Source organism: Novosphingobium sp. BL-S-24, assembly GCF_055521575.1.
Map to the genome: position 1 here is coordinate 63,189 of NZ_CM145488.1, position 15,615 is coordinate 78,803.

Below are 15,615 nucleotides of genomic sequence, written 5' to 3' on the forward strand. Positions count from 1 at the left end.
TCCGAATGGCGGCAGGACCTGGCGGCAATACCCCAATCAGCGGCAGCATAATCGCCTTCCCCGGTGGAGGGCCGATGCAGGTCGGGTTCGATCGTCAGGAACTCCAGCGCATTCTCGATTTGTACGGAAGAATGGTAGCTGCTGGTATGTGGCGCGATTACGCGATGGATTTCGCACGAGATTCGGCTAGCTTCAGTGCCTTTCGTCGCGCCGCCGAACGCCCGCAGGCCCGCATCGAGAAACGCCCGGCCCTTCGCGCAAAACAGGGCATGTGGACCCTGTTTGGTGAAGTGGGGCAAGTGTTGAAGCGCGGTCATGATCTGTCGAATGTGCTTAGCCCGCTCGAACGCAAACTTCTGAAAGTGGTTGAGGACTGAGCTTTGAGGACCGCCTGACTTGCCCCGGAGCGCCTCTCGGGTCATAGGCGCATCCAACGAATCTGCGCCGCAATGCGAAAGGCCTATCAGATGAAAGTCCGCGTCCACGTCAGCCTTAAGCCCGGCGTCCTCGATCCCCAGGGCCGTGCGATCCATCATTCGCTTGAAGGCCTCGGCTTTGAGGGTGTCAAAGACGTGCGCGCTGGTCGGCTTTTCGAGTTGGACGTGGACGATAGTGTTTCGGATGAGGCGATCGACGACATGTGCCGCAAACTGCTCGCGAACATGGTGATCGAAAACTACCGTATCGAGAAGGTGGCCGCCTGATGGCCTTCAATTCCGCCGTCATCACCTTCCCCGGCTCCAACTGCGACCGCGATATGGCGGTGGCGCTGGAAAAAGTTTCGGGCAACGCACCGCACCGCGTTTGGCATGGCGACAGCGAATTGCCGCAAGGGCTAGATTTTATCGCCGTTCCTGGCGGGTTTTCTTACGGCGACTACCTGCGCTGCGGGGCAATCGCGTCGCGATCACCCATCATGCGGGCGGTTATCGCCGCAGCAGAGCGGGGTGTGCCGGTGCTGGGCGTGTGCAACGGTTTCCAAGTGCTCACGGAAAGCAGCCTGCTCCCCGGGGCACTGCTGCGTAACTCCGGCCTCAACTTCGTATGCCGCGAGGTCGCGCTGGAAGTGGTCAATGCGCAGTCCCTGTTCACGTCCGGCTATCGAGCGGGCGAGACGATCCGCATCCCCGTCGCCCACCACGATGGCAATTATTTTGCGGACGATACTACGCTGGACCGATTGGAAGGCGAAGGACGCGTGGCGTTCCGTTATGCGGAGGCTGTCAATGGCTCGGCCCGTTCGATTGCTGGCGTGCTGAACGAGGCCGGGAACGTGCTGGGGATGATGCCGCACCCGGAACGTGCTGTCGAGCAAACTCATGGTGGTACCGACGGACGCGGTTTGTTCGAAAGTGCCATTCGCGGGCTGGTCGACGCCTGACCAGTGGCGGCTCTGGCGGAGGGCGACGCACCGTCCGCCAGCCTCCCGCACCGCTTACACGGGTTGTGCTGATCCCATCAGTCGCTTCGCCAGGAGCAGCTTGAACGTACCGAACCCGATCAGGGCGACCGCCGCCGTAGCTGCGTGGAGAAGCCAGAACTGGGTGGTCGGCATCGTCGAAAATAGCGTGCCGATCTTGCCGACTGCCAAATTCGCGCCGAAGAATGCAAGATAATAGATCCCGACGATCGACGCGTTCAGCGCGCGCGGCGCCAGACGAGTGAACAGGGCAAGGCTGACGGGCAGCAAATGCGCGAAGCCTATCGAATTCACCAAATGAAACAGCACTGGCCAGAACAGGCCGATCTTGCCCGATCCTTGCGTTAGCGCTGCCATATACAGGCACATCGCTCCGCCGATAATGAAGACACAACCGATGATCATCTTACCCAGTTCATCGGGTTCTCGCCCCGTTCGTTTGCCGACCAGTGCCCAGAACGCGGCGACGGCTACCAACATGGAGAAGCTTAGCGTCGCGTCGATCGTGATCATCCAGCTTGTGGGCAGGGTATTGCCCAGGAATGTCAGCTGAAAATGCTGGTCCGCCCAAACGAGGTAGGCGTTGAAAATCTGCTGGTTGGTGAGCAGCGACAAACCCATGATCGGCACAAGTACCAACACGGCGATCAAGCGCAGCCCGTCACCCTGCTCGAACTTTGCGCGGGGGTTGGTATTTTTCGATGACTTCTGCGCATCGGCAGGTAGCCACGGCCGCGCGGCAACGTAGATCAGCAATCCGAGCACCATGACGACACCGGCGCAGCCGAAACCCCAGTGCCATCCTACTTTTTCGCCCAGCGTCCCGGATATCAGCGGAGCTGCGATCACCGAAACGTTGATGAAGATGTAGAAAATCTGGAAGGCCATGGCCCGGCGAATGTCATTGGGCCCGTATAGCTCGCCCACCTGGCTGGCGATGTTGCCCTTAAACAGGCCAACCCCGATAACGAGCGAGCCAAGCGCGAATAGAAACGCCCCTTCGAAAGCCATGAGGAAATGGCCGAGGGACATGACCACCGCGCCCGCCACAAGCGCAGCTCGACGTCCCAACAAAAGGTCTGCCAGCAAACCGCCCAGGATGGGCGTGAGATAGACGAGAGCGGTGTAAAGGCCGAAGATTTCCGAAGCCAGAGGCTGCCCTTGAAGACCGGAGAACAGGTGGGTCCGGATCCACTCCAAACCGATCACGCCTTCCTGCCGACCCGGAACAAGCAGGTACTTTACCATATAAAGTGTAAGCAGCGTCTGCATCGAATAGTACGAAAACCGCTCGCATCCCTCGACGATGCCCAAGTATCCCAGACCCTTTGGATGCCCGAGAAACGCCTTGTCATCCCGAGTGGCGGTATCCGGAAAATCCAGTTCTGGCGTCGCTTCCGCTGCAGTCATCTCATTACCCGTAATAATCTTATCGCGCTACGCAACGGCGGTGCGTCTTGTAGCAATGTCATGACCCATCATCAGGGTCAATTTAAGATCAGAACAGGGAGCTATTCACTCAGGCGGATCGACGTGTCAGTTCATCGTTCAGGAAATCAGCCACGTCGTTCAACGAGACATGCTTGTCCAGATAGGTCTGCCCTATGCCTGTCATGAGAAGGAAGGGCAGGGTGCCCGCATCCATTTTCTTGTCATGCAGCATATGACCAACCAGGGTATCGCCATCGCAATTCAGGCCTAGATCCTGAAGGCTCGCCGGCAAACCCACGTTTGCGATATGGCGGGCTACATGCTCGGCGGTATCAGCGGGCATCATTCCCTTTCGAGCCGAATACCGCGCTGCCAGAACCATGCCCAACGCTACCGCCTCACCATGCAGAAGCATTGTCGAAAAACCGGTCTGCGCTTCCAGCGCATGGCCGAAGGTATGGCCGAGATTGAGAAGGGCCCGTCGCCCTGTGGTTTCAAACTCGTCCTCAGCGACGATCCGCGCCTTTGCCGCCACCGAGTGCGCAATTGCGTACTCGCGCAAGGCAGCGTCGCCTGCGACCATGTCAGCGCCGTGCGCGTCGCACCAATCAAAGAACTCGGGGTCGTCTATGAGGCCATATTTCACCACCTCCGCATAACCCGCGAGCAACTCCCGACGCGGCAAGCTCTCCAGAACCGACAGGTCAGCCAGGACCAGCGACGGTTGATGAAAGGCGCCGGCGAGGTTCTTCCCGGCTGGCGTGTTGATGGCCGTTTTTCCGCCGACGCTTGAATCGACCTGAGCGAGCAGCGTCGTCGGCACTTGAATGAAGTGGCAACCACGTTTCAGCACCGACGCACAAAACCCGGTCAGATCGCCGATAACGCCGCCGCCGAGTCCCACGATATGATCGCCGCGCTCTACTTCCAGCGACAGCAGCCAGTTCACCGTCGCGGCCAACTCATCCCACGACTTTGTCTGCTCCCCGGCAGGAAGTATGCGCCATTGTGGCTCATGTCCGTTGTCGCGCAAATTGGCTTCGATCACATGGCCCCATGCATCATGGACATTGGCATCGGTGATGATCGGCACATCCCGCTTGCGCAGCCGATGTTCGCATTGGGCAGCAAAATCGGTCAGCAGCCCCGAGCCGACGCGAACTTCGTAGGGATGCGAAGCGATATCGACCGGAATTACAGCCATTGCGAGATTCCCTGGAGCACCTTGTTGATCGTCTGGACATGCGGGCCGCTGCCGCTGGTCACGTGTATCGGCGCCTGAGCGTAGTGCACTTCACGCTCCGCCCTCAGGCGACCGAGGATTTCGCGCGGATCGCCGTCGCGTAGCAGTGGGCGGTTCTCTTTGCGAGCAGTGCGTTCGACCAGCGTATCGACATCGCTATCCAGCCATACGGTGATAGTCTGATCGAGGATCAAGGCGCGTGTCTCCGCGTTGCAAAAGGCCCCGCCGCCCGTTGCGATCACGATTCGTCCGCCGTGATCCGTCGCATCGTCGCTAGGCGCGCGTTCGGCAATCAGTCGGGCGATCACGCGTCTTTCGCCATCGCGGAAATAGGCTTCGCCATAGCTGTCGAAAATTTCGGGGATCGTCATCTGGGCCGATTGCTCGATCTCGTCGTCGGCGTCGGCAAAAGCGCAATCCAGAAGGTTGGCCAGCCGTTTCCCGACACTCGATTTGCCGACACCCATCATCCCCACTAGAACGATGGGACGATCGATGCGCCGCGCGAGGGCCGCAATTTCCTGCGCTGAAAACCGGGTTTGTTGAACGTCCATTGCCCCATCGCCTATAGTTGCGCTAGGTCGCAGCGCAAGCATGGTTACGGCTCGGCTGCTGCAGGGCATTGTGAAGGACGGCAAGTGACGACGACAGTGCGCAGGCGCAGACTGGCAGGAGCAATAGCCATTGCCGTGCCGCTCGCCCTTATCGCTTTGGGAGTTGCCGCCTGGAACGATGCCGGAACGCAGCCGGTTACGGACCAGACTATCGAACTGCCCCTGCCCCCCGTTTCGGGAGGCAATTCCTGATGCGGGCGATCCATCTGCTGGCGGGCGCTGCATTGGCGATGACGTCGGTCTGGACCGTTGCTCAGGATGCTCCCGAATCCCTGCTGCCCAAGATGTTCGACGAGCCTGCGCCTGCTCCGTCGCGATCGTCAGCGCCCCGTCCGACGCCAACGCGATCGGCGCCACAACGACCGGCACCGGAACGCAGGGCCCCACAAAGCAGGACAGAGCCTCGCCCTGTTGTAACGCGAGCGCCAGCGGCCGCTCCTTCACCACAGCCCTCCGCCGCTCCCGCACCTGCGGGAGGTGCAATGACGCGCTCGGTGTCAAACCCGGTCGTGCAGGCCATTCCCGCAGCGGGATCGCCAGCAGCATCCGCACTGATCCAGGCACAGGACGACGGGACGCTCAAACGCATCCCGAGCCTGGAAGAGCTCGAACGCATGTCGCCCGAGGATTTCGAGGCCTTGCTGGGCAGCAAGATCGTGATCGACATGCCGCCCCAGGCACGGCGTTCTATTTTTGAGGCCGGTTTGCTGAGTGAGGATGAGGGTGGGCTGCCGCTCGATTCCCTCGCGATCCAGAACGGCAGGCTCATTCAGGTTGCGCTGGCCGGTAACCGGGGCATGTTGGTCTCACGCTGGGGCCATATCCTGCTGCGTCGTGCGCTGGCCTCTCGCTTGCAACCGCCACAAGGGATCAGTGCTGCTGATTTCCTGGCTCTACGTGTGTCGCTTTTGCTGCGCATGGGCGAAATCGACGCTGCGCGCGCGGTGTTGCAAGACATGGACATTGCAGATTACACGCCGGCCTTGGGGAGCGTAGTGCTGGATGTCTACGCCAAGAATGCGGATTTTACGGGCATGTGCCCCATCATGGCAACGCAAGGTTCGCTGCGTGAAGATCCGGAATGGGCGCTTTCCCGAACCATATGCGAAGCATTCAGGGGCAACAGCGTCGCAGCGATTTCCAAGCTCGAGCGCGAGCGAAATCGTGGCAAGCTGGACCAGATCGATGTGCTTCTCGCGCAGAAGTATGCAGGCGCGGCCGGTAAGTCGCGTAGGGCCGTCACGATCGAATGGGACAAGGTCACCGGGCTGACCCCTTGGCGCTACGGTCTGGCAATCGGCGTCGGGCTGGAGCCGCCCGCGTCTTTGATGAAGGATGCCGACCCCTCTTACGATTACGTGACGGCGCTTGCCCCGATGGTAGGTCTGGGGCGTCGTGCAGCGGCGGCGGACCGGGCCGGGGCGGTTGGCGTTCTGTCAAATGCAGCGATGGTCGATCTCTATTCGCAGATCTATGCGGATGGCGACGTCACCGGCGAATGGCAAGACCGCGCCGAATCCTTGCGTGATGCGTATACAAAGGAAGACCCTGCGGCACGCATCGCAGCCATGCAGTCGCTGTGGAACGTTGGCGGGCAGGCCCGTTACGCGCGTCAGGTGCTGACCGCTGCCGCTGCAGCGCGTGTGGCGCCCAATGCGGCTCTGGTGGACAGCGCACCCGCGATCATCGCGTCCATGCTCGCTGCCGGATATGATGCCAATGCGCTGCGATGGTCCACCGTGGTCAGCTCTGGCTCCCCCGGATGGGGCCTGCTTGTCCTGGCGGCTCCGGGACGTGTGACCGGGGTGGAGAGCGGATCGGTCGAAACGTATGTCGATGACGATGACAGCACTGGCAAGCGTCGCTCGGCCTTTCTTGTCGCCGGCCTTGCCGGTCTGGGGCGGCTGGACAATGGCGTGGCCGAACGCGTCGTCGCCGACACCGGGATGAGCCTCGGCGGCAACACGCGTTGGACACAGGCTATCGAAAGCGCCGCGCGGCGGGGCGATGCTGCCAGCGTCGTTCTGCTGGCGGCGTTCGGCATGCAGGGAGACGATTGGCGGCGGATGACCCCGCGCTATCTGTACCACATCGTGTCCGCGCTGCGCGAGGTCGGTCTGGATGCCGAAGCGCGCATGATCGCGGCCGAGGCAGTGGCAAGGGTCTGATCGCATGGCGGGTTCCCCCGCACGCGGCGATCTGACGGAGCGGTTCTTGTCGATGCTTGCGGCAGAGCGGGGGGCGGCAGCGAATACGCTGGCAGCCTATCGTCGCGATCTGGATGCGGCCTCTGATGCGATTGGCGATATTGCCGATGCTGATGTTGGGAATTTGGAGAGCCTTGGGTCGGCGTGGAGCGGGCTTGCTGCATCGAGTTTGGCACGGCGCTGCTCGGCATTGCGACAGTTTTATGGGTTTCTGATAGACGAAGGGTTTCGGGATGATGATCCCTCGGGCGGCCTGCCTCGCCCGCAAATCAGGCGGCCATTGCCCAGACTGCTCAGCCACGAAGATGTTGAGCGGTTTCTAGCCCAAGCTGACGAAGAGGCGGCGGGAGGTAAGCCGGAAGCTATTCGTACGCTGGCTTTGCTCGAATTGCTGTATGGTTCCGGTCTTCGCGCAACTGAGTTGGTGTCCTTGCCTTTGGCAGCCGTGCCACGCGATGCTCCGTTCCTGCATGTGACGGGCAAGGGAGGGCAGCAGCGGATGGTGCCGGTCAGCACCCGGGCTAGCGAGGTGCTCTCAAAATGGCTTGCCGTGCGCTTGGTGAAGCCTGGCAAGGCTGGAGCGCGGTTTCTTTTTCCATCGAGTGGTGCCAGCGGGCACCTTACCCGTGTGCGCTTGTTCCAGTTGTTGCGTGATCTGGCGGCAAGGGCCGGGCTGGATCCGCAGCGAGTATCTCCGCACGTTCTGCGCCATGCCTTCGCGACGCATCTTCTGGAAGGCGGCGCAGATCTGCGGGTGTTGCAGATGCTATTGGGTCATGCGGATATCGCGACAACCCAGATATACACGCATGTGGACAGCAGCCGCCTAGTGGCGCTTGTCAATGCGCGACACCCGCTCGCGGACCGCACCGATCTCGATGCGATGTAGACGGCGGAACAAGGGTTTGGTCACCTCGTTGATCGTAACGGGTTGAACAAGGGCCGTAGCCGAGCAGGCGGCCAAATCCGTTGGGGAAAGGAACATCATGCCAATCAAATCCAAACGCGTTCTGCGCACATCTGGCGCGCTTGGCGTCATCGGTATGGTTCTTGCCATGTCCGGGCCGACGTCGGTTGGTGCGCAGGCTCAGAAGGCCGAGCGGGTCTATGCGATCAGCGCCAGCGACAAGGCGCAAGGGGCCAAAGCACATCCGGAATTGCTGTCGGAATTTGGCGGTGCCGTGACGGGGCCTCAGGCGAGTTACGTCGAGCAGGTGGGCAAGCGTATTGCGGTTCAGTCTGGCTTGTCGAATGCGACCGGGGATTTCACGGTCACCCTGCTGAATTCGCCGGTGAACAATGCGTTCGCCATTCCCGGCGGCTATATCTATGTCACCCGTCAACTGACCGCCCTCATGAATAATGAGGCCGAACTGGCAGGTGTCTTGGGGCACGAAGTCGGGCACGTGGCCGCCCGCCATTCGGCGCAGCGACAGAAAGCTGCGCAGCGAAACCAGATCATCGGCGTGCTGGGCTCGATCCTCTCGGGCGCCCTGCTGGGCGATAATGCGTTCGGCCAGTTGGGGCAGAAGATCTTCACCCAGGGCTCACAGCTTCTGACCCTCAAATTTTCGCGTTCGCAGGAGTTGCAGGCCGACCAGTTGGGCATCACCTACCTCAAGCGTGCTGGATACGATCCCCGGGCAATGGCTTCGGTTCTGGAAAGTCTGGCGCGACAGAATGCTCTGGAAGCCCAGTTGCGAGGCGGCGGTACCGAAACCCCGGAATGGGCATCCACCCACCCGGACCCTGCTTCGCGTGTGCGCACGGCGCTGACTTATGCGGGTAATGCCGCGTCCGGCAACACCAACCGCGATGCTTTTCTTACTCGTATCGATGGGCTGACGTATGGTGACGATCCCAAGCAGGGCGTTGTTGATGGGCAGCGGTTCACTCATCCCGTGCTGAAGTTCGGCTTTGAAGCGCCCACCGGGTTTTTCATGGTGAACGGATCAAACGCCGTCACCGTCAGTGGTTCGTCAGGCAAAGCTCAATTTTCTGGCGGAAAGATGAGCGGCGGACTGGAGTCCTACGTCAATTCGGTCTTCGCGGGACTTACCGAATCTGGTCAGGCGCGCATCACGCCGTCCACGATCGAGAGAACGACCGTCAATGGTATCTCAGCCGCTTACGGCAATGCGCGGGTCCAGAACTCAAGCGGAACCATCGACGTGGTGGTCTTCGCTTATGATTTCGGGAACGGTCAAGCCTATCACTTCGTGTCACTGACGCAAGCGGGGAGGGCGGACGTGTTCACGCCGATGTTCCGTTCGCTGCGCCGCCTGTCCGCAGCGGACGCGGGTAGCGTGAAGCCCAGGGTTATCGACGTTGTGACGGTGAAGGCTGGCGATACGGTGCAATCGCTTGCCGCGAAGATGGCTTATTCCGACGCGAAATTGGACCGGTTCCTGGTTCTAAATGGTCTGCAAGCCGATGCAAAATTAACCGCGGCACAAAGGGTAAAGATCGTCACGTTCTGACAGAACGAAGTGCAAAAAGAGCGGCATGTTTCCATGCCGCTCTTCAGAAAGGTATCCCAGTTCTTTCGGCGATGCGTGATCGCCCAAATGGCTATTAGTTCGTTGCAGACATCGTAGTCTTGGTTTTGTTGAAAGTGCTGGACAGCTGCGAGCCCAGGCCCTGCATGGCAGCGATCGCAGCAACCGCGATCAAAGCTGCGATGAGGCCGTATTCGATAGCGGTGGCGCCCTTTTCATTGCGGCGCAGCTTGGCGAGAAACTTCATGAATGGTCTCCTGATAAAGCAGTCTTGTGTGTACCCGGTCCTCTTCGCTTCAGTCTCTCTGCGGCGCCTTGGACAAGTTGGTTTCTACAGTGCAATCGTTGACAAAGGTTTAAGTGTGTTTTGTCGTTGACGATCAGTGTGTTCGGAATTTCAGGTTTTGCTGATTGCCTCCGAAGACTTGGTCGACACATCGTTCCAGATTTTGACTGTTTGCCCCGCCATGGCCTGTAGAGCAGCGAACATGGCGAGGACGATGAACGCAAGGATCAGACCATACTCAACCGACGAAGTACCGGATTGGCATCGTTTGACTTTAGACAAGATGCCGGGCAGCCGCGTGATCACTGAAATTTCCTTACCGTTCAGCGCTACATCGCATGACCGAGTTAAATTGCGTTTAATTTGGAGGCCAAGCTGAGCATTAAGCCAACGATGACATTTGTGGTCGCCGCGGCCCTTCTGGATGACGACGGACGGGCACTGATGCAGCGCCGACCATTTTCAGCGGCGCATGGAGGCTTGTGGGAGTTTCCCGGCGGCAAGATCGAACCGGGCGAAACAGCCGAGGCTGCGCTGATCCGCGAACTGGGCGAGGAACTGGGCATCGAGGTGCCGCCGTCCGGTCTCGTTCCCGTCACCTTCGCCAGCAACACTATGATCAGGGATGGCGGTGGGACGTCGCTATTGATCCTGCTTTACGCTTGTCGCCACTGGCGGGGCGCTCCCACTGCAATCGAGGCAGCCGAACTTTGCTGGGTTCCAATCGATCAAATCGGAGATCTGCAAATGCCCCCACTGGACTATCCGCTGGCGGAAGGGCTGAAAGCGCATCTGACATAGCACCATAAAAACGTCGCGCAGCACACATAGGCGTTGACCAGACTCGATTCCCTTCCTAAAGGCGCACCTCCAACGCGCCCGTAGCTCAGCTGGATAGAGCATCAGACTACGAATCTGAGGGTCGGACGTTCGAATCGTTCCGGGCGCACCATTCTCCCTTTTGGGGTTTGAATGGATAAGTTGGGTAAATTGATGGCATGTGCGCCCGTAGCTCAGCTGGATAGAGCATCAGACTACGAATCTGAGGGTCGGACGTTCGAATCGTTCCGGGCGCACCACCATCGTTAAAAACCCCGCATGATTGGCGGGGTTTTGTTTTCGAGCCTCAGACATCACGACACACGCATTTGCTAATAAGCGAAACGGCCGGGATACCGACGTTGCATCGGTCCCGACCGTGGCTATGCGTTATCCTACCGGGTAATGGGTGGGATTATTGCCCCGCACCTGGTGTGGCTGCCGCTGCGCCGGTTGCGGCGGCACCGGCATCAGCGCCTGCCTGCGCGGACCCGGCGGCCTGCGTCGCCTTGCTGAAGTCAGCTGCCGTCATGCCAAGAGCAAGCGAACCATCAGCAGCCAGGCCGATGTAGGACTTCTTCAGTGCGGCGGCCGAACCATTGCTGAGCGCCACAGTAACGTTATCGCCTTCGACCTTGGAAACGGTACCAATCACCACGCCGTCGCTGCTCTTGATTGGTGCATCGGCGACCAGTGCAGCATCCTTTGCAGCGCCGTTTTCTGCCTTGGCGCCGTTGACGGCGGATTCCAGTTCGGCCTTGGTCATGCCGATCGTCAGGCCCTTATCCCGCGTGACGAATGCGGTCTTCGGCAGGCCAGCGCGAGCCGTTCCCGTCGAAACAGTCACGATGTCTCCGGCTACGGATTCGACAGATCCAACTTCACCACCCTGAGCGTCATACACTTTAGCGCCAACAGTGGGATTTGCAGGAGCCGTAGCGGCTGCGCCCGCAGCAGGTGCAGCCGGGGTAGTTTGCGCCATTGCTACGGGAGCAATTGCGACCGACGCGATAGCAGCGGCGATTAGGGTCTTCTTCATGGCGTACTCCTTATTGACGGAACTGCGGGAGAACAGTCCGTGACGCGCTTTCCGCGGAGGAAAGCATTGAAAAGCGATCCGACGAAAAGCCGGTATCACTGCTTCTCCTGGACGATCTCTCGGCCGGTTGACCCTTCGCTATTGATCATATGCATGATCGACCTGGGGGCTGAAGCAATTGGCGAACTTAACAATTCGAATGCGCCGTAATCTGAACGGTTGCTCCGATCAGGGGCGAAATGCTCTGTTTGCGCGATAAACCGCAGCAATCTCAGCGCTAGCGGACCAATTTCTGCCGACCTTCGCCCTTTGGTCTGTGATTGCTGAGGTAAGCGAAAGAAAGATAATTCCACGCACTCCGCATCACCGGCAAGACTGGCAACAGGCTCCACTTGCAAGTGACGGCAGAAGCTGGAAAGGCTTCGTATCAGTACGGCATGCGGATTTACTAGGAGCTTTAGGCATGAGCAGTTTGATCGGTCCGGGCGAGGACGATCCACTGGAAGGCGCGCTACGCAAGCCCGACGTGCCCGAGCATGTGCAGGATGCCATCCGCACGCTGATCAAATGGTCTGGTGACGATCCAACCCGTGAGGGGCTGATCGACACGCCCAAACGCGTCGCTCGGGCATGGCTGGAATACTGTCAGGGTTACAACGAAGACCCCGCCATCCATCTCAGCCGTGTTTTCGAGGAAGTGGGCGGTTATGACGAAGTGGTTTTGCTAAAGGACATTCCATTCCAGTCCCATTGCGAGCACCATATGGCACCGATCATCGGCAAGGCGGCCATCGCCTATCTTCCCCGCAATCACGTGGTGGGCATATCGAAGCTGGCCCGCGTTCTGCATGGGTTTGCCCGTCGGCTGCAGATTCAGGAGAGGCTCACCGCTGAAGTGGCGCAATGTATCTGGGAGCATTTGCAACCCCAAGGTGTCGCAGTGGTGATTGAGGCCAACCATGCCTGCATGACTGCAAGGGGTGTTCGCACGCCAGGGGTCGGCATGATCACCAGCCGCATGATGGGGACTTTTCTTGAGGATCAACGGTCCCGCAAGGAAGTATTGAGCCTGATGGGATACTAGGCTCAGCCAACGCACGGCAGGCCGTTCGAACCCATCCGATCGTCATGAATCCCGACAGAAACGAACGAGCCCAAACGTCACCACCTTTCCGGGTGTGGTTGATGGCGCTCGTCCCGGCGGCGATGCTGCTGACCCTACTGCTCCGTGCGGTTTGGGATGTGGACGTTTTCTGGCAGCTAAAGCTTGGCGAACTGATCCTCGCAAAGGGTGGGCCGGTATTTCGCGAACCGTTTGCCGCGCTGCATCTGGGCGAACCGCTGCCTACCGTGGCGTGGGCAGGCCAAGCCATTATGGCAAAAGCCCGGCTGATCGGCGGATGGGATCTGCTTCGAGTTACCGACGCGTTGTGTTGGCTGGGTGGATTTTGGGCAGTAGCAGCTGCCTGTCGCTGCCGTGGAGAGAAAATCGAGGCGGTGACCTACGCGCTCCTCCTCGCATTTCTCGTCGCCTGGCTGACGGCGAGCGTGCGGCCACAAAGTTTCGCGTGCCTGTGCTTTGGATTGCTCTTGGCGATCCGTCGGCTGGAGTTAGGAACTTCGACGACGATTGCGCTGGCAGTTCCGCTGTTCGTGCTATGGCAGAACCTCCATCCTTCGGTGAGTATCGGCGTGGCAGCGATGGGGTTTGCGGCATTGCCGGGATGGGTCGCTTGGTGGCGTGACCGCCGCAAACCGATGCCAGTCGTACCCACCTCGCTGGCTACCGTCGGAGCGCTCGCAATATTCGCCACGCCTGACGGGATTTCCATCCTGCAAACGTCGGCTCTGAATGCAGAGGCAAGCGTCGCTATCGGTGCGAGCGAGTGGCTGCCGCTCTGGATTCCCGCCAATCGTAACCATTCTTTCTCTGTGCTGGCAGTTACGATGCTGACAGCTTGGCTGATCTACCTGAACCCTAAGCGCATCAAGGTCGAGGAAGTAGCCATTGCGGCCGGCCTTCTGTTGTTGACTATTACTGCCTATCGATTCGTACTGTTTTGGTCGGTTGCCATGGTGCCAGTTATCGCGCGGGCCGTTCTTGAGCCGGAAGAAATGCCGCGTTCGGTTAGCGTGCGACATTTTGGGATTTACGCACTTCCAGTATTGGCTGTCATGATAGCGTCGCCTTTGATAGCGCCGACCCGCTTTGCGTCCGCGTTACCCTTAGCGGCTTTGTCCCGCCTGCGCGCAACAGGGGTGACGGGTACGATCTACGGCGATTTTCCATTCGGCGGGGCGATCATTGACGCGGGCTATCCCGATTGGCGGGTCGCATACGACGGCCGCTATTACCGTTACTCCCGGGAAGAATGGCGATACAATGGCGGGATTGAAAACGGGATCGTTCCGCTGGTCGACGTCATCCATAAATGGAATCCAGCCGCTTTCGTACTTGATGAGCGACACAACGCGCCTTTGGCTGAGGAGCTTGCCCTTAGCGGCCGATGGCAATGCATATGGTCTCGCGACGGAATCGTGGTGTACGTTCCACGGGGTACCGCATCCGCCAAAGAATAAGGCAGCCGGTCGCTTTAAGACCGGCTGCCTTGTAAAATTATAGCAAGGTGGTCAGAGTTTTCCGAGCAGATAGTCGGCCGAGCTAACTTCGAACGAGCCGGGCGCTTCCACATTGAGCTGCTCCACGACACCGTCGTTCACGATCATCGAATAGCGTTGGCTGCGGCTTCCCATGCCGAACCCGGAACCATCCATTACCAGGTCGACCGACTTGGCGAAATCGCCATTCCCGTCTGCCAGCAAAGTGATGTCTGCGGCGTCCGATGCCTTGCCCCATGCGCCCATTACGAAGGCGTCGTTGACCGAAGTGCAGGCGATCTCGTCGATCCCCTTGGCTTTTAGCTCGCCGGCTTTCTCGACGAAACCGGGCATGTGCTTGGCCGAACACGTCGGCGTGAACGCGCCGGGCACGGCAAACAGAGCGACTTTCTTGCCCGCGAAATACTCGGACGACTGAACAGGCTCGGGTCCGCTTTCGCCAACCTTGATAAGCTTCACGTCAGGCAGTTTATCTCCAACGGCGATCGTCATGCATTCGTCCTTTCCAGAAGGTGGATAGCGCGCAGCAGATATAAGCCAGGTCCGCGCGTGGGCAACAGCGTTCCAGCAGCGAAATTTTGGGAACGCCATAAAGAGCGAATTGGTCGTTCGCCCGAGCAAAAAAACGATCTCGGCCAACAGTCGTGTTGGAAAGTTTACTTTAAAAATGCTTGTCCCGGAATTCGAAAGACTTGCGCACATCGAGTTCCGTGCTGTTTTGAACTCTGAATGGCAACAAAATGTGACATATCCGATGCAATTTGAATCATTAAAGTTTGATTCAGGATGCCCCTTCAGTCCTGAGTAAATGCAATCGATGTCATGTCGTCCTGCGGGTGAGACTGCGGGGAGATTTTACATGAACTTTGTTTTGCAAGGATGCCGGTACCTATTGGCGATGGGCGCATCAGCGGTCTGTTGCATCGGCTTGGCCGCGCCAGCGCAAGCGGCGCCGGGAGATGCGCAGAAACTGCGCCGGATGGACATCATGCTGATGGTCACTGGGCTGCGGTGCCGGACGACCGACGATAACTTCATCGACGACTACGGCCGCTTCACCAGTGGTCATATGAAAGAACTGAACGAAGCAAACAAAGAACTGCGGGCGGAATTGGCCGCCGAAGCGGGTGAGGCGGGGGCTGATCGTGCGCTTGACCGGATGAGCGTGGTGATGGCCAACGAGTATGGTGGCGGGCATCCGTGGCTGTCTTGCCACGAACTTCGTCAGGCGACGCAGAGCCTAGCCCTTATTGAGGGTCGAGAGACTTTGGTGGAGGCTGCGGGGCAGTTGCTGGATCGCCAGCCAAGGCCATTGCTGGCACTGGCGAACCATTAGGCCTACAATTGGGGTGATCCGCCTGAGGATATAAAGATATCTTTATATTTGCCAGAAGAGGCTCCAAACGCTAGGGACGCGGCATTGCCGGCGCGGCCTCGGG

18 protein-coding genes and 2 tRNA genes are annotated in these 15,615 nt (G+C 59.3%); 13 read left to right on the forward strand and 7 right to left on the reverse strand.

The window, feature by feature from the left end:
- Nucleotides 1-5: 5 nt before the first annotated feature.
- The 3 genes from ACZ1JM_RS05545 to purQ all read left to right on the forward strand — a co-directional run bounded on the left by ACZ1JM_RS05545 (nucleotide 6) and on the right by purQ (nucleotide 1,381).
- Nucleotides 6-377, forward strand: coding sequence for a DUF2794 domain-containing protein (locus tag ACZ1JM_RS05545; RefSeq protein WP_465133846.1), 372 nt, complete (start codon nucleotides 6-8; stop codon nucleotides 375-377).
- Nucleotides 378-467: 90 nt separating this feature from the next.
- Nucleotides 468-704, forward strand: a complete 237-nt coding sequence (gene purS, locus ACZ1JM_RS05550) for a phosphoribosylformylglycinamidine synthase subunit PurS (RefSeq protein ID WP_465134991.1) — start codon at nucleotides 468-470, stop codon at nucleotides 702-704.
- On the forward strand, nucleotides 704-1,381 hold the full coding sequence (gene purQ / locus ACZ1JM_RS05555) for a phosphoribosylformylglycinamidine synthase subunit PurQ (RefSeq protein ID WP_465133847.1): 678 nt from the start codon (nucleotides 704-706) through the stop codon (nucleotides 1,379-1,381). Before purS ends, purQ begins: the two co-directional genes overlap by 1 nt.
- 54 nt (nucleotides 1,382-1,435) lie before the next feature.
- On the opposite strand, the gene ACZ1JM_RS05560 is transcribed toward purQ, so the two are convergent.
- From ACZ1JM_RS05560 to ACZ1JM_RS05570, 3 genes are all read right to left on the reverse strand, one after another.
- The gene (locus tag ACZ1JM_RS05560; protein ID WP_465133848.1) at nucleotides 1,436-2,830 is read right to left on the reverse strand and encodes a peptide MFS transporter; all 1,395 of its coding nucleotides are present in this window, start codon (nucleotides 2,828-2,830) and stop codon (nucleotides 1,436-1,438) included.
- A 109-nt stretch (nucleotides 2,831-2,939) separates the two neighbouring features.
- A complete protein-coding gene (gene aroB, locus ACZ1JM_RS05565; RefSeq protein WP_465133849.1) occupies nucleotides 2,940-4,055 on the reverse strand; it encodes a 3-dehydroquinate synthase in 1,116 nt (371 codons plus the stop codon).
- Nucleotides 4,046-4,648 (reverse strand): shikimate kinase, encoded by a 603-nt coding sequence (locus tag ACZ1JM_RS05570; protein ID WP_465133850.1) that lies wholly within the window; start codon nucleotides 4,646-4,648, stop codon nucleotides 4,046-4,048. Before ACZ1JM_RS05570 ends, aroB begins: the two co-directional genes overlap by 10 nt.
- An 84-nt stretch (nucleotides 4,649-4,732) precedes the next feature.
- Between ACZ1JM_RS05570 and ACZ1JM_RS05575 the strand changes: the two genes are divergently transcribed.
- The 4 genes from ACZ1JM_RS05575 (at nucleotide 4,733) to ACZ1JM_RS05590 (ending at nucleotide 9,395) form a co-directional block, all read left to right on the forward strand.
- A complete protein-coding gene (locus tag ACZ1JM_RS05575; RefSeq protein ID WP_465133851.1) occupies nucleotides 4,733-4,900 on the forward strand; it encodes a hypothetical protein in 168 nt (55 codons plus the stop codon).
- A 290-nt stretch (nucleotides 4,901-5,190) separates the two neighbouring features.
- Nucleotides 5,191-6,876 carry a hypothetical protein gene (locus ACZ1JM_RS05580; protein WP_465133852.1) on the forward strand — a complete coding sequence of 562 codons (1,686 nt, stop codon included), beginning with the start codon at nucleotides 5,191-5,193 and terminating at the stop codon, nucleotides 6,874-6,876.
- 4 nt (nucleotides 6,877-6,880) lie between these two features.
- On the forward strand, nucleotides 6,881-7,804 hold the full coding sequence (locus ACZ1JM_RS05585; RefSeq protein ID WP_465133853.1) for a tyrosine recombinase: 924 nt from the start codon (nucleotides 6,881-6,883) through the stop codon (nucleotides 7,802-7,804).
- A gap of 97 nt (nucleotides 7,805-7,901) precedes the next feature.
- Entirely contained in the window at nucleotides 7,902-9,395 is a 1,494-nt protein-coding gene (locus ACZ1JM_RS05590) for a M48 family metalloprotease (RefSeq protein ID WP_465133854.1), read from the forward strand.
- A gap of 94 nt (nucleotides 9,396-9,489) precedes the next feature.
- Here ACZ1JM_RS05590 and ACZ1JM_RS05595 read toward each other — a convergent pair whose 3' ends face one another.
- Both ACZ1JM_RS05595 and ACZ1JM_RS05600 read right to left on the reverse strand, forming a co-directional pair.
- Complete coding sequence (locus tag ACZ1JM_RS05595) at nucleotides 9,490-9,660, reverse strand: Flp family type IVb pilin (protein ID WP_465133855.1); 171 nt, start codon at nucleotides 9,658-9,660, stop codon at nucleotides 9,490-9,492.
- 150 nt (nucleotides 9,661-9,810) lie between these two features.
- Nucleotides 9,811-10,005 carry a Flp family type IVb pilin gene (locus tag ACZ1JM_RS05600; RefSeq protein WP_465133856.1) on the reverse strand — a complete coding sequence of 65 codons (195 nt, stop codon included), beginning with the start codon at nucleotides 10,003-10,005 and terminating at the stop codon, nucleotides 9,811-9,813.
- Nucleotides 10,006-10,092: 87 nt separating this feature from the next.
- Here ACZ1JM_RS05600 and ACZ1JM_RS05605 point away from each other — a divergent pair, with 87 nt between their 5' ends.
- The 3 genes from ACZ1JM_RS05605 to ACZ1JM_RS05615 all read left to right on the forward strand — a co-directional run bounded on the left by ACZ1JM_RS05605 (nucleotide 10,093) and on the right by ACZ1JM_RS05615 (nucleotide 10,778).
- The gene (locus ACZ1JM_RS05605) at nucleotides 10,093-10,500 is read left to right on the forward strand and encodes a (deoxy)nucleoside triphosphate pyrophosphohydrolase (protein ID WP_465133857.1); all 408 of its coding nucleotides are present in this window, start codon (nucleotides 10,093-10,095) and stop codon (nucleotides 10,498-10,500) included.
- Between the two features lie 74 nt (nucleotides 10,501-10,574).
- Nucleotides 10,575-10,651: transfer RNA gene (locus ACZ1JM_RS05610), tRNA-Arg, on the forward strand.
- A gap of 50 nt (nucleotides 10,652-10,701) precedes the next feature.
- A tRNA-Arg gene (locus ACZ1JM_RS05615) sits at nucleotides 10,702-10,778 on the forward strand.
- Nucleotides 10,779-10,933: 155 nt separating this feature from the next.
- Here ACZ1JM_RS05615 and ACZ1JM_RS05620 read toward each other — a convergent pair.
- Nucleotides 10,934-11,557, reverse strand: a complete 624-nt coding sequence (locus tag ACZ1JM_RS05620) for a hypothetical protein (protein ID WP_465133858.1) — start codon at nucleotides 11,555-11,557, stop codon at nucleotides 10,934-10,936.
- Between the two features lie 463 nt (nucleotides 11,558-12,020).
- Between ACZ1JM_RS05620 and folE the strand changes: the two genes are divergently transcribed.
- A complete protein-coding gene (gene folE, locus ACZ1JM_RS05625) occupies nucleotides 12,021-12,641 on the forward strand; it encodes a GTP cyclohydrolase I FolE (RefSeq protein WP_465133859.1) in 621 nt (206 codons plus the stop codon).
- A 290-nt stretch (nucleotides 12,642-12,931) separates the two neighbouring features.
- Nucleotides 12,932-14,137, forward strand: a complete 1,206-nt coding sequence (locus ACZ1JM_RS05630; protein WP_465133860.1) for a hypothetical protein — start codon at nucleotides 12,932-12,934, stop codon at nucleotides 14,135-14,137.
- Between the two features lie 51 nt (nucleotides 14,138-14,188).
- Here the strand turns inward: ACZ1JM_RS05630 and ACZ1JM_RS05635 are convergent, their stop codons facing one another.
- Nucleotides 14,189-14,668, reverse strand: coding sequence for a redoxin family protein (locus ACZ1JM_RS05635; protein ID WP_465133861.1), 480 nt, complete (start codon nucleotides 14,666-14,668; stop codon nucleotides 14,189-14,191).
- A gap of 367 nt (nucleotides 14,669-15,035) precedes the next feature.
- On the opposite strand from ACZ1JM_RS05635, the gene ACZ1JM_RS05640 reads away from it, so the two are divergent.
- The gene (locus ACZ1JM_RS05640; protein WP_465133862.1) at nucleotides 15,036-15,512 is read left to right on the forward strand and encodes an S-adenosyl-L-homocysteine hydrolase; all 477 of its coding nucleotides are present in this window, start codon (nucleotides 15,036-15,038) and stop codon (nucleotides 15,510-15,512) included.
- The last annotated feature ends 103 nt before the right edge of the window (nucleotides 15,513-15,615 follow it).

What these genes read in the sequence shown, in the direction of transcription:
- aroB (WP_465133849.1), bottom strand. Translation starts at nt 4,055, where the DNA reads ATGGCTGTAATTCCGGTCGATATCGCTTCGCATCCCTACGAAGTTCGC.
- ACZ1JM_RS05585 (WP_465133853.1), top strand. Translation starts at nt 6,881, where the DNA reads ATGGCGGGTTCCCCCGCACGCGGCGATCTGACGGAGCGGTTCTTGTCG.
- ACZ1JM_RS05590 (WP_465133854.1), top strand. Translation starts at nt 7,902, where the DNA reads ATGCCAATCAAATCCAAACGCGTTCTGCGCACATCTGGCGCGCTTGGC.
- ACZ1JM_RS05595 (WP_465133855.1), bottom strand. Translation starts at nt 9,660, where the DNA reads ATGAAGTTTCTCGCCAAGCTGCGCCGCAATGAAAAGGGCGCCACCGCT.
- ACZ1JM_RS05640 (WP_465133862.1), top strand. Translation starts at nt 15,036, where the DNA reads ATGAACTTTGTTTTGCAAGGATGCCGGTACCTATTGGCGATGGGCGCA.
- ACZ1JM_RS05630 (WP_465133860.1), top strand. Translation starts at nt 12,932, where the DNA reads ATGGCAAAAGCCCGGCTGATCGGCGGATGGGATCTGCTTCGAGTTACC.
- ACZ1JM_RS05620 (WP_465133858.1), bottom strand. Translation starts at nt 11,557, where the DNA reads ATGAAGAAGACCCTAATCGCCGCTGCTATCGCGTCGGTCGCAATTGCT.
- ACZ1JM_RS05545 (WP_465133846.1), top strand. Translation starts at nt 6, where the DNA reads ATGGCGGCAGGACCTGGCGGCAATACCCCAATCAGCGGCAGCATAATC.
- purQ (WP_465133847.1), top strand. Translation starts at nt 704, where the DNA reads ATGGCCTTCAATTCCGCCGTCATCACCTTCCCCGGCTCCAACTGCGAC.
- ACZ1JM_RS05580 (WP_465133852.1), top strand. Translation starts at nt 5,191, where the DNA reads ATGACGCGCTCGGTGTCAAACCCGGTCGTGCAGGCCATTCCCGCAGCG.
- ACZ1JM_RS05560 (WP_465133848.1), bottom strand. Translation starts at nt 2,830, where the DNA reads ATGACTGCAGCGGAAGCGACGCCAGAACTGGATTTTCCGGATACCGCC.
- purS (WP_465134991.1), top strand. Translation starts at nt 468, where the DNA reads ATGAAAGTCCGCGTCCACGTCAGCCTTAAGCCCGGCGTCCTCGATCCC.
- ACZ1JM_RS05605 (WP_465133857.1), top strand. Translation starts at nt 10,093, where the DNA reads ATGACATTTGTGGTCGCCGCGGCCCTTCTGGATGACGACGGACGGGCA.
- ACZ1JM_RS05635 (WP_465133861.1), bottom strand. Translation starts at nt 14,668, where the DNA reads ATGACGATCGCCGTTGGAGATAAACTGCCTGACGTGAAGCTTATCAAG.
- folE (WP_465133859.1), top strand. Translation starts at nt 12,021, where the DNA reads ATGAGCAGTTTGATCGGTCCGGGCGAGGACGATCCACTGGAAGGCGCG.
- ACZ1JM_RS05570 (WP_465133850.1), bottom strand. Translation starts at nt 4,648, where the DNA reads ATGGACGTTCAACAAACCCGGTTTTCAGCGCAGGAAATTGCGGCCCTC.